The organism is Faecalibacterium prausnitzii (assembly GCF_003324185.1).
Classification (GTDB): Bacteria; Bacillota; Clostridia; order Oscillospirales; family Ruminococcaceae; genus Faecalibacterium; species Faecalibacterium prausnitzii.
In genome coordinates, this window is sequence record NZ_PXUP01000028.1 from 1 (window position 1) to 14,783 (window position 14,783).

Here is a 14,783-nt window from a genome sequence, read left to right on the forward strand (position 1 = left end):
GCTAGGGGTCGATTGAACATTCGTTTTGGTCATTGTACCTCCTGTCTGTTCGATAACTCCTCGGTGAAGTTATGTAAAGCACGACACGCCGTTCCATTCGTGCCGCAAGGCACGGATGATGAGCAGGGTTTGGGGCAGGCACGCCCCAACAAGATCACTTTGAAAACTCGCAAGAGTTTGAAAAGTGAAGTCCCGGTGGAACACAAAATTTTCAAGAATTGAAAATTTGTGGCCACGGGACGGTTCTTGCCCTCTACCGCTGCGCTCAAAACGCTTCATCAACAAATGTTTCCGAATTGTTAAGACGCAAAAATAAGTAGAGAGTTCCGCTGCTTATGTAATGGGGTCACCGTTTGCTCCGAACGAAGTTCCTGCCCCTGTTTGTGCAGCGGCGTTGGCTATAAAGCCGGTATCACGTCCGGTCGGCTCATGAAGTTTTCAAGGTACGTTCCCCACAAAAGAAAAATACCGCCCACGCAGCGCAGCGATGATTTTGTCGGGGTGAATCGGCGGCAAAATGAATCGGGTGTGTTGCGGGGCGGTACGTTCTTTCCGGGCAATCATCCGCTGAAAGTGGTGGTTATCACGGTGAGAACCACCACTTTCAGCAAGATTTGGAATAAAGGGTATCATGGAAGTGTAGGCGCGTCAAGATGGTTTTGCAAAATTTATTGTGGTAAAGCGGTGGTAGTAGGACTTATTTGTGTAGTATGCTCCAAAAGCCATATTGTAACTATATGTTTCTTTGCAATCTACGGATGAAGAGAAGGAGAAGCTCTAAATCTGCGTCGGAAAGCTCTTGTATTCCCTCTGAGATGGCATCGATTAGCTCTGGTCGATCGTGGTCGCTAAAGAATTGCTCTGGAGTGATGCAAAAGTAATCACATATATTAAAGAATTGCGTCATGGATGGAAGTGCTTTTCCGGAGCTTATTCCTTGAATATAATTTTTGTTTTGTCCTAGCTCTAGGCTCATCTGATACTCTGAAACATTGCGTTTCATGCGAAGTTCTGTGATTCGTTGCCGAAGGAAGCTTGCATAGTCCACATTTTTTCACCTCATCAGAAAGCATACAGGGAATTGAATTTAAATGTTCCAGATAGAAAGCCTCGATTTGGTTAAAAACGGCTTGACAGTACAGAACTAATGTGGCAGAATAAAATAAAAGGTCGAATTGTACAGAAACATTCTGTCAATGGCATAGGAAAATTCCAGGCAGAAATTCTAATGGAAACTGCTGAAGGCGATTATAAAGAGGGGAAACGTCGATGGAATCAAATCAGGCACAAGTGATCCGTCAGGATCTGAGAAACTTTTCCGGCGCAGTGCAGAATATGGTGCAGGGGGTCAGAGCGGCATCTATTTCATGGGGAGATCAGAACTACCAGATGTTGTTTCGGTCGATTCAGGGACTTTCCATAAAGTCAAAACGTGTGCTGGATAGTGGCAACCGTGCAGCACAGGCGGCAGAACGGTTCTTTGAAATATCCCAAGAACAATACTGAGAAATAGTTCAGAGGAAACTGTATGACACAAGTTTCAGTAGAAGGTCTCAAAAAAGTAAAGCAGGCACTACTGGATTTCAAAAATCAAGCTGCGCCGATGTCCTATACCGTTACAAATCATAATCAGTCCTGTCAAAGCGATGCATCGAAGTCTGTGAATAAGACCAGGCAGACAGTCGAAGAACTGACGCAGAGGGTTAAAACTCTGGAAAATAAGATTCAGGAACTGGAACAGTCGATTCAGCAGAGCGAGAGAATGATTCAGGAACTGGAGCTACAGGGGAAGGAAGCACGTGAGACGATTGGAACGCTGGAACAGCGTGTAGCCAAAATTCAAGAGGAACTGCGGAAGATTGGAAACGTCTCAACAAGTGATGAAAATGGACAGAGCCAGATTGCACAGCGTATTCGGCAATTGAAAGCGGAATTACAGCGATGCCGTGAACATATTTCACAGATTCAAAATGCTGTAAGAGAAATGGAACAGGAGAAGGCTCGGCTTCAGCAGCAAGAGGAATGGCAGCGCAGCCAGAAAGCGCGTGCAGAGCAGGAACTTGCATCCCAGAAGAGACGGCTACAGCAGTATCAGGGTAAACTGGAACGTCTGCAACAGCAGATGAGCATTTTGTCCAGCGCACTGGGAGAGTATCAGCAGTCGATGCAAGTATTTCAGGCGCAGGCAGCACAGCAGGGGCAGGTCACGATGCAGTCTGTAGACAGTTGCATCCAATGCGTGGAACTTTATATGCAGTATTGCTAAGTAAATTCGATAGATAAATGAAAGGATGTGTTTCTTTTGGCAAGCGCACAAGTCAAGATTCAGGATTTGAAAAACGGAATCAATGCCTGCGGCGTATGTACACATGAATTGCAGCTTACAGCTCAGCAGCTCCAGCGTGATTATATGAGTGCTGGCTCTGGATGGAAGGATGAGCAGTACAAAAATCTTGGACAAATCGTCGAGGATAGCTGCACTGCAATTCTGCAGCCAATCCCCCAACTTGAAAGCTGTCAAAAGTGGCTGCAGGAGCTTGCGGCTTTGGTTGAAAAATATGAGACCTGATGTCGGTTTATAAAAAGGAGGTTGGATATAATGGCAATGAACGCATCCGTTTCTGCTATTCAGGACATGGAAAAGACGCTTGCGGATACAGTGCGTAATCTGGATACGCTCAGTGAAAAGATTAGCACGAATTTCCGTCCTTCGGCAGATTGGAACGATAACCAGGCGGTGGCTTACAATCAGGTGATGCAAAAGATTGCCCGGTTGGTCAAATCACCGACAGCGGACCTGAAAAAGCAACAGGAAAAGCTGAAACAACTGGAGGAACTGGTACGGAGTTATCAGAGCCACCAGTTTAATGGATAAAACAAAATCATTATGGAGGAATCAAAAATGGATCTGAACGATTTCACAAGTGCGGAAAACAAGAAAATGACGACGGAAAATGATATTCCGACGTTCAACCCTCCTATAGGTGATGCACCAAAGGTGGGAGTTGATGGTAAGAGCAAGAAGGCGCAGACTTTTACACCCCCTACGACATCCAACATGGATCCGGGATGCTACTACCACCCGGAAGAGAGGGTGGTAGGCCACTGCGCACGGTGCGGCAAGAATTTGTGCCGCTATTGTTGCGATTCCTTTGGTGTGACTGGTGGTGAATATGCAGGAAAGATGTTGTGCTATGACTGCACTACAAAGCTCGTGAAGGATAATGTGGAAGAACTGCAGAAAAACCATAATTATATCCATGGACAGTATACGCAGTGTCTGGTTGGATGTGCAATCGGTGGTGTGATTGGATTCATCTGGGGGCTGAGCGGTGGCATCATGGGTGCACTTCTTTATATGGTACTGTGTGCAGCGATCGGCGGCAGCGCGAGTAACTTTTTCCACCGCTTCATTGCAGCAATTCCGGGGTTCTTTGTTTCCACGGGAAACATGGTGATTTCGATTTGCGTCGGTCTGTTTAAATTTATCTTCTGTTTCTTCCTCTATGCGATTATGGCATTGTTTGAAACGGTCAAAAAGATTCTTTACTACCGCAATTATATGGCTCAGACGGCAGATTGTCTGGAAAAGGACAGTTCTGCCCTGCAGTGCATCCGGGATCGTATGGAATATAGCCGTGTGATGAATGAAAATCGCGGTATGAGTCTGGCAGATCTGATGAATGAAGGCAGCGAGCTGTACAACAACTCTTATGCTCGCATGGTTCAGGAACAGGGCGAGGAAAAAGCAGAGGCATTTGTCAGCAGATGCACTACTCAGATCGCCGAGAACGGCGAGATCATCCGCAGCTTTGCAGCCTGATCGCCTGGCAAGGACAAAAAATACTGTCGCGCCAAACGACTTGTTTCAGCAGGAGGTTAATACAGTATGGATAACAATGATGTGGTCGCTGCACGTCGTCGTGCATTGCAGGAAGCAATTCATAGCGGTGAAACCGTTATGGTCTCGCCCACGGGTCAGGTTCAGTTGCCGGGCGAATCGGATGATCCTACCCGTCCGGGAATTTCGGTCCCGCAGGGTAAGCTTGCTTAAGGCAGGAGGGAGTAACAATGGCATTTTACTGGTATCAGAGTGATCCCGACCTCTATCGGGCAGAAGTCCAGGCCATGAACAAGTTCTTTCCGTCGTTTACGATTCATCAGCTTCCTGATGGTTCCGGCAGACTGTACTGGCGTGGCAAAGTGCAGCCCGCTGGTCCGGACGGTATGGTCTGGGATTTGATGCTGATTTATAAAAATGATCATCCTCATGCAGGCGCATCGGAATATGGCGGTTCGATCCAGATTCTTCCGGTACAGCCGCGGCTGAAGGATATAGCGACCCGCATGATGCCGATCCTTGAGGAAACATATGGCAGCTACGAAAATTGTGTAAGACATGGCTTCGGTCTTGGTCTGCCGCATATCTATCGGGATAATTTCGGACGTAATGAAGAATATTTTATTTGTACTGCAGATCCGAAATACTTCAAGACGGGTATGACACGTTCGACTTCGGCTGCATCCTCTCTCAGCTGGGCCTGTAAATGGATCCTTCTGTGCGAAATGTGGATGAATGGCGAAATCAGCGATGATGTTGCGCTTGAAGGCAATTATTGAGTATTGAAAAACACTCATCACTCACGTCGGTGGGTGATGAGTGTTTTTGTTTCGAATGAGGTGTGAACAGATGGAAGTGGTCTTTTCGCAGCGGGCGATAGCGGCAGTCATGGCAGAGACGGCAGAAAAGATACAGACAGAAACGGGCGGTCTATTCCTTGGCAAAGTGATCGGGGATACATGGTATGTTGTGGAGTCCATCGACCCCGGTCCGAATTCGATTTTTGAAGTCGCATATTTTGAATACGATCAGCCGTATGTCCAGCACCTGATTAACAAGGTCGCTGCAATTTATCAGGAACGGTTGGAACTGATTGGGCTGTGGCATCGTCATCCGGGGTCTTTTGACCAGTTCTCGGGGACGGACGATCAAACTAATCACGTCTATGCGTCCATGCGGCCGCAGGGAGCAATCTCGGTTCTGGTCAATCTTGATCCGGATTTCCGTATGACGGTCTATCATGTGGGACAGACATATCGGAACTATCGGCGCATTTCCTATGAGATAGGAAATGAACGGTTTCCGCAAGAGCTTCTAAAGTATCGTTCGGTAGAAGATTCACTTGCTCTTATGCGGCGGAAATGTGGTCGTTCTGAAGCAGGAGGAACATCCAACAAAAAATCCATCGAGAATTTCATGGAAGAAGTATCGTCTTACCTTGATATGCAGATTACCGCACCGGCTATGGGCATGAAGCAAGTGGTCTCGGAGGAACAGATGACTCGGATGCTTGATCTCTTGTATGCTGATTTGGAATTTTTGCAGGAGAAAAATATCTCTGTTCGGGTCAGATGGAATGAGAATACATTATGGCTTTTGCCGAAAAGCAATAACGAGAACGAAGCTGTGCGTTTTACAGACCTGACGGAAAATAAAATGCTGGGAGCATGGCGTGAAAAGGTGTTTTATTATCATTCCGGAGATTTGGAGAAAGCATGGAATGATGCACATGACACATCAGATGGCAAGTCACCGAAAGAAAATGGGCGAATGGAGGAAATTGCCAGACGTATTGTTATGTTTGGCGTGAGAAAGGGTAATTGATATGCTGGAAAATTTTTTTGGGGAAGAAATAGAAAAGACGGTATTCCTTTCGGCGGCGCAGATGAGGGAAGCACACCCGGGGCCAGTGAGAGGAAAATATTTCAAGGACACTGCTATCTTCAATATTTTTCCGCCGGAGCTCTCAGAGCGTGGGGAGTTTTTGGGGCAGATCCTTCCGGAAGGCTTTGAGCCGAACGCCAAAGGTTTTTGCGGGGTCGCAAGACAGGAAAAAATTCAGTTCTATTTTGACGGAAAACCAATCAATGCGGAACCCTATGAATTGCACCAAAATATATTTTCCCGCAACAAAGGTATTTTAGAAACGGATAAAATGGATCACAAACGGGCAGTGATTCTGGGGTGTGGATCAGTTGGAAGCCTCGTAGCAATGGAACTTGCCCGGTCCGGTGTGGGCCATTTTCTGCTTGCTGACCCGGATGTAATGGAATACCACAATATCTGTCGGCACCAGTGTGGTATTGAGGATGTCGGAGACCTTAAGATAAATGCACTGAAGCGTAAGTTGCTGAATATCAATCCTCAAATTGATGTGCAGATATTTGAGGGAATCGTTCAGAACATTCCAAAGGCCGTGCTGGATGATTTTTGTGTAAAAGGGGAAACCGTTTTTGTGGGCTGTGCAGATAACCGTGGAGCAGATGTCTACGCAAACCGCATAAGCATTTATTACGGAGCGGCATTTCTCTCGGTCGGATTCTGGGAGCGTGCCTATGCCGGAGAAATTTTCTATCATATCCCGGACAGGGGAATGCCCTGCTACGCATGTGCTTTGGGCGAGGGCACGGAACTTTCGGCACGGGTGCAGGCAAACCATCATGTTTATTCCAATCAGGAGAATATTGAGGGAGTCCGCTTTGAGCCGGGCATCTCAGTGGATATCAATTTTATCACCTGCATCGGAGTGAAATTGTGCCTTGATATCCTGAACATGACGGAGCCGGGCTACCGGCCTCGTTTGCTGAACGATCTGAAGCAGTACACACTGGTGTGCAACACGAGCGACCCGGAGATCGGCGGGGAAATGGTAGAGATATTCAGCTATCCTTTGCAGGTCACCACCTCGCTCAAGGTGGGTTTCCATTCGGAAAAGTGCCCAGGACAGTGTCGGTATGAAATCGAAGATCATTAAGATGTCTTGAGAGAGAGGAGAACACGATGGATGCTTTGACGCAGGCAGAAGTATTTGCTCTGATCGGGGAACTGAATGGTTTCATTGAAAAATGGGACCCCCGGCTCGTCACGCAGGAAAGAGAATATCAGGCAAAAAGAACGAGAATCATCGCAGAAAACAATGCGGAAAAGACGCGCCGGGAAAAGGCTTACAAACAGGAATGTGAGACACTGTCACGTCAGTCGGCCAAAATGATTGAGGATGCCCAGAAGATCCTTGAAGATGTGGATCAGATGGATCAACAGCTGATGAGTTCTGACAAGTACTACAGCAAGACCAAAACACGTAAGGAAGCCGAACTGGCGGGTGTGGAAAGCCAGGCATACAGAAACTATACTGCATTGATGGAAGGCATCGAGGCAATCCGCAGAGACTATGGCCAGATTTCAAAAAAATATCGTGAGTCCATGCTTCCTTTTCTGATCAACGATCTGCACTTTTTGTTTTCGGCACAACGCAAGAAAGACTACGAAAGCCTTATTGTGCTGAGAAATACGGTGCATAAATTTGTGAATGAGGTCAGTGAACTGCTGCCGGAAATTACGCAGGATGAGCTGACAATGAAAAAGGAAGCGTTCGAGCAGGACCAAAAGACTCTGGCGCTCAATTTCCTGTCTACGATTCAGGAGTTTGATAATCAGGAGAGCATCAAGAACAAGAGCGATGAAAAACAGCTGCAGAGAGAGCTGGATGAACTGTTCCCGCAGGAATTTGTTGATTTTCTGGCGCAGACGGGAATGGATTATGAATCGCGCAGAGTGAAAGTGAACAGCGGGAAAAACTTTGCAGATGGAATCCTCTGGATGAGCTTTACGGATTATCCTCTTTTGCTTCTGGTCGAGAATAAAAAGCTTTTGTCCCTTCTGAAAAAGCGCTGTGCCCATATGATGGTTAACGATGTGATCCGCTTTCCGCTTCCGATGGCATGTAAAGGAGCTGAACCACTCCTTGTGATGTCGGACGCTCGTTTCCCGGAAAAGGCAAAGCAACTGTCGCATGCATGGATGTTTGGTGTTCTGGCTAGCAGCCCTGTGGCAAAGTTGGAAATCACGGTGATCGATCCTGAAAACCGTGGAACCAGTGTCGGACCTTTCTTTGATGCTCGCAAGCGTCTGCCAGAACTGTTCGGTGAAAAGATCTGCTTTACGGCAGAGGATATCGCTACACAACTGGCGCTGTTGAACGAAGAAATCGAGACGACCCTGATGGACAAACTCGGAACAGAGTACGACAGTATTTTTGACTATTCAAGGGAACACCCGGAAGAGACCCTGCGAGTCCGCTGCCTCGTGATGTATGATTTCCCTCGCAATATCAGCGATTCGATTCTTACGGATGTGCGCAATATTCTGCGTAATGGCAGCCGGTGCGGCATTTATACAATGATCATTTGCCCGCCGCCGCAGCCAGGCACACGTCAGGAAAGCTACCGGCAGATGCTGCAGACGATACAGCCTCTAACAGCGGTCATCAAGCAGGATCAGCAGAGCTTTTCGGAGCGCGGCTTGCCGTTGCTTTATCATCTGATGCCGGATAAAGCCGGTTTCGACCGCTTCTTCAGTAAGTATATGCTTATCTTTGAGGGAATGCAGAACCGGGGCATTGCGTTCTCGCCGTTTATCCGCAAGCTGGTCGAAGCGAAAGATGATGCAGAGCTGGATGTTTCCATTCAGAACCTTACTGAATGGAAACAGATATCTCAGGAGCCATTTGATCAACAGTCGGCAAGTACAACTTTCCCGGAGTTGTTCTGCATGGGCCAGATCGCTTATCCGGCCGAAATCTTTGATGAAAGCATCGGCTATAAAAAAATCGTGCGTGCTTTCCGCGCGGAAACACCGGGTCACTCTATTGATATGAGCCGTGTGGAATTGCCGATGATGTTTAATCTCCATCATCCACTCAATCTGGAGGTAATCGGAGCTGAGGCGCAGCACGATAATATGCAGAGTGCAGCATATCGCGTAATCTGGGGCTTCCTTCGGAAGTGCCCGGCATCCAAAGTGCGCTTCTGTATCTTTGATCCGAAAGAGGGCGGCGGAAGTGTCCGTATGTTGTCCAACTTCGTCAATAAAATGCCGGATTCCTACAAAAGGGCTGTCACGCAGATGTCCCGGACAGAAGAATTGCTGAGCTGTCTGAAAGAGCTGGAAGGACAGACGCTTGATTTTATCCGTGACCGCCCTGATTATGATGATTTGCTGGATTATAATGCGCACAATCCAAGACGTACAGAAGCGATTACATTGCTCATGCTGTATGATTTCCCGTTGAATGCGGACGCTCGCTGTCTGGAACTGCTGTCCTCTGTTATGCAGAAAGGAAACAGGTGCGGCATCTATGTCGTTCTGTGTCGGAATACTGCGGTCGAGGTGGCAAGCAGCTATGACCACATAGACGAAAAACTGGCCGAACTGGAAAAGAATTGTGTCCAGATCGAATGTAAAGAAAACGGCTTTGCTCTGCTGCCGTATCATCTCTCGGTCCGTTTGATCGAAAAACCCGATGCCGGACAGTTGGAAAAATTTGCGGTAGAATATCACAAGGCAGTCGAAAAACTGAGCGTTCAGAGCATCCATTTTGAAGAAATCCTCCCGCCGGAACCGTTCCAGGGCAGCACAGCCAAGGTACTGAAGCTGCCGATGGGCATCGGCGATGGCGATTCGGTCGTGAGCATGGTGTTTGGCGAGGGCACTTCGCATCATGGCCTGATCGGCGGTGGTACGGGTGGCGGCAAATCGACCCTGCTGCATACGCTGATTATGAGCAGTATGATGAACTATTCGCCGGAACAGCTCAATTTGTATCTGATGGATTTCAAGGGCGGTACCGAGTTCAAAATCTATGAATCGGAGCGGTTGCCGCACATCAAGCTGCTGGCGCTGGATGCACTGCAGGAGTTCGGCGAGAGCATCTTGGAAAATCTGGTCCAGGAGATGGCGAATCGCTCGGATATATTCAAGAGATCCGGTGGATATACAAAGCTGGAAGACTATGTTACCAATACCGGAAATAGCATGCCCCGTATCCTTGTCATCATGGATGAGTTCCAGATTTTGTTTGACAGCGGAACAAACCGCAAGGTGGCAGAGCGGTGCGCAAATCTGGCGAAGAAGATCGTTACGGAAGGACGTTCCTACGGCGTGCATCTTCTGATGGCGACTCAATCCACCAAAATCATTTCGACCCTGACGCTGGATCGTGGTACGATCGAGCAGATGCGTATCCGTGTCGGCCTTAAATGTGGCGAAGATGATACTCGTTATCTGTTTGGTGATACCCATTGCTCGGATGCAATGAAAAAAATGGAAGGACCCCGCGGAACCGCTGTGCTGAACGAAGACTACACAGAGAACAATCCGAACGTTGGCCTGCGGGTCGCTTTCTGCAATGATGAAACCAAAAAGTATTACCTGAAACAGATCAGTGAGAAGTTTGCGGATTCTCCCTGCACGATGCAGGTGTTCGAGGGCTCCCGCACTGTGCCGATGCTGGACTATCTTGCTGCACGGTCGATCGGTATTGCCGATACCAGCACGGTCACTGTGCATATGGGCGAAAAAATTAAGGTGGATGACCCGTTTGAACTGACGTTTGACCGCAAGAAACAGCATAATGTCCTGATCTGTGGTTCCAATGATGAACTGATGGATCGGACGGTCAATCTGTTCCTGCTCTCGGCTGCGCTGAACCGCAGGGCGTGTGTGTACTGTGTGGATGGCGACAGCATCGTGGGAGATGACCGCTGCGGAAGTTTTTATCAAAGCCTCGAGCATGGTGTAGCAGAACTGCACACTGCACATACCCGTTCAGATATCGTACAGTTTGTCCATGACCTTTACGAAAAGTATCAGCAGCGCAAAAAGAAAACAGGTGGAGATACGGTGCTGTTTGTCATCAAAAATCTGCAGTTCCTGGATCTGATGCAGACGATGCTGCTGGGTGACCGGGTCGATGAGGCGGAGTATATAGAGTTTCCAGCAGAACCCAAAGCAGTGGATGTCCCGCCGACTGTGGTGGAAGATCCGACGCTTGATCTTCTGGCTGGATTCTCTGCAGAACCGACGGATTCCCCTGTCGAGCCGACGGGATTCTCCACGAAGCCTGCGGATGACGATCCCTTTGCCGCACTGCTGGCTCAAGTGCCGTCTCTTACTGCGGATGTGGCTCCGGCAGAATCGCAAAATGTAGAGGAAAGAGATCCGTTTGCGGATCTGATGGCATCGTTCTCCAGCATTGGCGCAGACTCTTCCTATACTTCTGCTCAGCCTGCCTCTGGGGTGCTGGGAAATGCTAGCGAAAAATTGCAGAAACTGATTGCAGACGGTGCAGCCTATGGCATCCACTTTATCATCTGCTCCAGCGATTATCAGACGGTAAAGGAATCTATGCACTTTGGCATGAACATTTTGAACAAGTTCAGGGAGAGAATCGTGTTTGCGTTGAGTGATTCGGATGCATTCAATCTGATCGATAACGTGAATGTTTCCACGCTGCATGACAATACGGTTTACTATACAAATGGTACTACTGATACATTCCAGTTCAAACCGTATGTCAGCCCTGCACCAGAGCAGGTCGAAACTTTCTGCAGCGAGTTGTTGCCAATGTAAAGGGTGATTCGTGATGACAAACGTAAACTCATCTGCGGTTCGTCATGCATTGAACCAGACAACTGCTGCGCGGGAAGCAATCGGGTATTTTATTCAAAGAATCCTGCAGCAGTTTAATAAAGTCAATCATAGCTGGAATGACCAGCAGTCCAGAAGACTTTATGCAATCGTACTCGACAGCGTCACAAGTCTCCGAGCCAGCTATGGTGAGCTGCGTTCACTGGAAGAATCCCTCAAGAAAACACTTGACACAGTCGAGAAGTATGAGCAAATCGGACGTGCTACACGAACAACGGCAGCAGCGGCTGCTTCAGTAGCATCTGCAGGAACAAAAACAGCTGCCAGCATACGACCGAGCATCAAACAGGACAAGCCTTTCTCCTCCCCCAAATACAATGCGATCCTTGATCAGCGCTATGGGAATGCTGTTCCGGCTGCAAGGAAGGTCTTTGATTTGTTTGCAGAAAAGCTATGTATCCTCAACGGCGATTATAGCGGACCGGAGCCAAGCCATTACTCGCCTGCCGAGCACGGCGTTTATTACAATGCAGCAGAGGATGAGAAGAACGTGCGAGGGGCGGGTGCTACATACTACCACGAACTGGGGCACATGATTGATTATGTATGCATGAGATATCAAAATTTGATGTCGGAAAATGCTGCGTTTCACCATGCGTTGGTCAGTGATGGACAAAGGTTAATTCAATGCTATAATAATTCTACCCCGGAACAGAGGAAAAGAGCTGTGCGCAATCTTTGCGAGGGAGCGTGGCACAGCTGTTCGGATCTCGCAAATTTTGCTACCAATGGCCATGTTCGTGGTGGATGGGGTCATAGCGAAGAATACTGCGCAAGAGCATGGGCCATGGAGCATGAGGCGTTTGCACACTTTTTTGAAGCGAGTATGGGCGATAGCATCAAGCTGCAACGGCTGACCAAACTTTTCCCCAATTCGGTAAGAGTATTTAACCAGATGCTCGACGCGATCATTAAGAATGCAGAACCCTATGACCGTGAGCAGCGTGAACGTGCCATCTGGGAAGAACGTTGACAAAAGGCAAAAAGGAGGCCGGACAGAGTGACTGTTGAAACTTTAGATGATCTTTTTTCGGACGATTCTATGCCCCAAACTGCTGTGGATGAGGAATTGTTTGAACTGTGTACCAAATTTGAAAATGCATTTCATCAATGCATCCCACGTGAAATGATGCCTTTGTGGGTAACGGATGAGAAACTGAAGGAGGCCATCAGGAACTGTTTGCAGCAGAAAAACGCAGACATCCTCGGAGTACTTGGAATTGAAATTTCAGAAGACAGCATCTATTAACAGAATCAATTCTCTGCTCCGAAAAGCAGCCGTTGTTTTTGGTTAGCTTGAGCGATTTAAACAGGGCTGTTGCAAAACAGCCAAAACAAAAAAATGAGATGGACTTCCCCGAAAAAGGTTGCCTGTCTCATTTTTTTGTTGTACTCCGAAACTGCAATTAACCAGATACAACAAGGACGGGATGTCCATTACTGCGCCATCAGTGATTATAGACCAAGAAGAACAGATGCTCACCAGCTTATGGCGAAAACCATAGGTCGGTGGGTATCTTATTACAAAAAGAAGTAAATGCTGTTCGTTGATTTCATTATTCTATTGCACTTCATTGCAAAATGTGGTATATAAATTATACGAAACATTGCTTTGGAAGAACATTCCACCGTTCAATGATGTATAAATAGGAGGTGCTTGCCATGACTGCCGTGATCTATGCCCGCTATTCCAGCGACAACCAACGCGAAGAATCCATTGAAGGTCAGATCCGGGAATGCACCGCCTATGCGGAAAAGAACGGCTTCACGGTGGTGAAGCATTACATTGACCGTGCCATCTCCGCCAAGACCGATAACCGCCCGCAGTTCCAGCAGATGATCAAGGACAGTGAGCGTGGCATCTTTGACATCATCATTGTCTGGAAGCTCGACCGCTTTGCCCGAAACCGCTACGACAGTGCCCGGTACAAGACTCAGCTGAAGCGAAACGGCGTGAAACTGGTATCGGCAACGGAAGTCATTTCGGCTGGCCCGGAGGGTATTATTCTGGAATCGGTGCTGGAAGGCTACGCCGAATACTACTCGGCTGACCTGTCTGAAAAGGTCGTGCGCGGCATGACCGAAAATGCTCTCAAGGGTATTTATAATGGCGGCACGATTCCGTTCGGATACATGATCGATGAGACCCGGCATTACCAGCCCGACCCGTTGTTGGCTCCGTATGTGGAGCAGACGTTCCAGAAGTATGCGGACGGTGCGACCATGACTGACCTGCGGGATTGGTTAAAGGCACACAACATCAAAAATTCAATGGGCGGGGAGATGTCCTACAATACGATTCAGCGGATGCTGAGTAATCGCCGGTACATCGGCGAATTGCGTTTGCGGGATGTGGTACAGCCCAATGCAATCCCGGCGTTGGTATCGGAGGACTTGTTCAACAAGGTGCAGGAAAAGCTGGCGAAAAACAAAAAAGCCCCTGCCCGTCATAAGGCAGAGGAAAGCTATCTGCTCACCACCAAGCTGTACTGCGGCAAGTGCGGTGCACTGATGTTCGGAGAAAGCGGTGTCAGCCACACCGGGAAAATGTATACCTACTACAAGTGTGCTGCTGCCAAGAAGAAAAAGACCTGCGATAAAAAGGCCGTGCGGAAACAGTGGCTGGAAGATCTGGTGATCAACGAGACCATGAAGCTGGTGGAAGATGACGCTTCCATGAATGCCATCATTGCCAAAGTCATGGAATTGCAAAATCAGGAAAGCACGGATTTGCCCATCTATGAAAAGCAGTTGAAAGAAACGGAAGTTGGCATCACCAATATGCTGAACGCCATCCAGATGGGCATCCTGACCAGCTCCACAAAGGAGCGGCTGGAAGCGCTGGAAGAGCAGAGGAAGGAACTGCAAGCCCGCATTGCAGAGGAACGGCTGGCTAAGCCAAAGATGAAAGAGGAGTTCGTCCGGTTTTGGCTGCTTCGCTTCCGCAAGCTGGACATGACCCAGCCGGAGCAGCGGCAGGCACTGGTGGATACCTTCATCAATGCCATCTATCTCTACGATGATAAGGTACTTATTACCTTTAACTATAAGGAAGGTACAGAGACGGTCGCTTTCGGGGAAGCCGTGAAAGCGGAGAAAAGTTCGGATATGAGTGCGCGAGGTGCACCAGATATTGAACGTCAAATCGTAAGATTTGGCGTTCTTTTTTGTTATGTAACCCCGAAAAATCGGGGCTTGCACGGTCAATGCACGGTTTCTGCACGGTTGGTGTTTT

15 protein-coding genes are annotated in these 14,783 nt (G+C 48.2%); 14 read left to right on the plus strand and 1 reads right to left on the minus strand.

Going from position 1 to position 14,783, the window contains the following annotated elements; all coding sequences use genetic code 11:
• Positions 1 to 222: hypothetical protein (locus C7J97_RS15270; RefSeq protein WP_113993271.1), on the plus strand; the 222-nt coding region annotated here is incomplete at its 5' end.
• A 511-nt stretch (positions 223 to 733) separates the two neighbouring features.
• Here the strand turns inward: C7J97_RS15270 and C7J97_RS13495 are convergent.
• Positions 734 to 1,003, minus strand: coding sequence for a transcriptional regulator (locus tag C7J97_RS13495; protein WP_005922684.1), 270 nt, complete (start codon positions 1,001 to 1,003; stop codon positions 734 to 736).
• A gap of 266 nt (positions 1,004 to 1,269) precedes the next feature.
• Between C7J97_RS13495 and C7J97_RS13500 the strand changes: the two genes are divergently transcribed.
• The 13 genes from C7J97_RS13500 to C7J97_RS13555 form a co-directional block, all read left to right on the plus strand.
• The gene (locus C7J97_RS13500; protein ID WP_005922682.1) at positions 1,270 to 1,506 is read left to right on the plus strand and encodes a hypothetical protein; all 237 of its coding nucleotides are present in this window, start codon (positions 1,270 to 1,272) and stop codon (positions 1,504 to 1,506) included.
• Between the two features lie 22 nt (positions 1,507 to 1,528).
• Positions 1,529 to 2,266, plus strand: coding sequence for a hypothetical protein (locus C7J97_RS13505; RefSeq protein WP_005922680.1), 738 nt, complete (start codon positions 1,529 to 1,531; stop codon positions 2,264 to 2,266).
• A 27-nt stretch (positions 2,267 to 2,293) separates the two neighbouring features.
• Complete coding sequence (locus C7J97_RS13510; protein ID WP_113993272.1) at positions 2,294 to 2,569, plus strand: hypothetical protein; 276 nt, start codon at positions 2,294 to 2,296, stop codon at positions 2,567 to 2,569.
• Positions 2,570 to 2,599: 30 nt separating this feature from the next.
• Positions 2,600 to 2,875, plus strand: a complete 276-nt coding sequence (locus tag C7J97_RS13515; protein ID WP_005922676.1) for a hypothetical protein — start codon at positions 2,600 to 2,602, stop codon at positions 2,873 to 2,875.
• 27 nt (positions 2,876 to 2,902) lie between these two features.
• On the plus strand, positions 2,903 to 3,823 hold the full coding sequence (locus C7J97_RS13520; protein WP_240143126.1) for a hypothetical protein: 921 nt from the start codon (positions 2,903 to 2,905) through the stop codon (positions 3,821 to 3,823).
• Between the two features lie 66 nt (positions 3,824 to 3,889).
• The gene (locus C7J97_RS15080) at positions 3,890 to 4,054 is read left to right on the plus strand and encodes a hypothetical protein (RefSeq protein ID WP_005935912.1); all 165 of its coding nucleotides are present in this window, start codon (positions 3,890 to 3,892) and stop codon (positions 4,052 to 4,054) included.
• Between the two features lie 17 nt (positions 4,055 to 4,071).
• On the plus strand, positions 4,072 to 4,620 hold the full coding sequence (locus tag C7J97_RS13525; RefSeq protein ID WP_005922670.1) for a hypothetical protein: 549 nt from the start codon (positions 4,072 to 4,074) through the stop codon (positions 4,618 to 4,620).
• Positions 4,621 to 4,690: 70 nt separating this feature from the next.
• Positions 4,691 to 5,665, plus strand: a complete 975-nt coding sequence (locus C7J97_RS13530; RefSeq protein ID WP_242983526.1) for a Mov34/MPN/PAD-1 family protein — start codon at positions 4,691 to 4,693, stop codon at positions 5,663 to 5,665.
• Position 5,666: 1 nt separating this feature from the next.
• Positions 5,667 to 6,815: a ThiF family adenylyltransferase gene (locus C7J97_RS13535; protein WP_113993275.1), complete on the plus strand. Its 1,149-nt coding sequence runs from the start codon at positions 5,667 to 5,669 to the stop codon at positions 6,813 to 6,815.
• Positions 6,816 to 6,841: 26 nt separating this feature from the next.
• Positions 6,842 to 11,470 (plus strand): FtsK/SpoIIIE domain-containing protein, encoded by a 4,629-nt coding sequence (locus C7J97_RS13540; RefSeq protein ID WP_113993276.1) that lies wholly within the window; start codon positions 6,842 to 6,844, stop codon positions 11,468 to 11,470.
• Positions 11,471 to 11,483: 13 nt separating this feature from the next.
• Positions 11,484 to 12,521, plus strand: coding sequence for a hypothetical protein (locus C7J97_RS13545; protein WP_113993277.1), 1,038 nt, complete (start codon positions 11,484 to 11,486; stop codon positions 12,519 to 12,521).
• A 27-nt stretch (positions 12,522 to 12,548) separates the two neighbouring features.
• On the plus strand, positions 12,549 to 12,797 hold the full coding sequence (locus C7J97_RS13550) for a hypothetical protein (protein WP_242983527.1): 249 nt from the start codon (positions 12,549 to 12,551) through the stop codon (positions 12,795 to 12,797).
• Positions 12,798 to 13,210: 413 nt separating this feature from the next.
• Positions 13,211 to 14,783, plus strand: a 1,573-nt coding sequence (locus tag C7J97_RS13555) for a recombinase family protein (RefSeq protein WP_242983528.1), incomplete at its 3' end; no start/stop codon positions are given.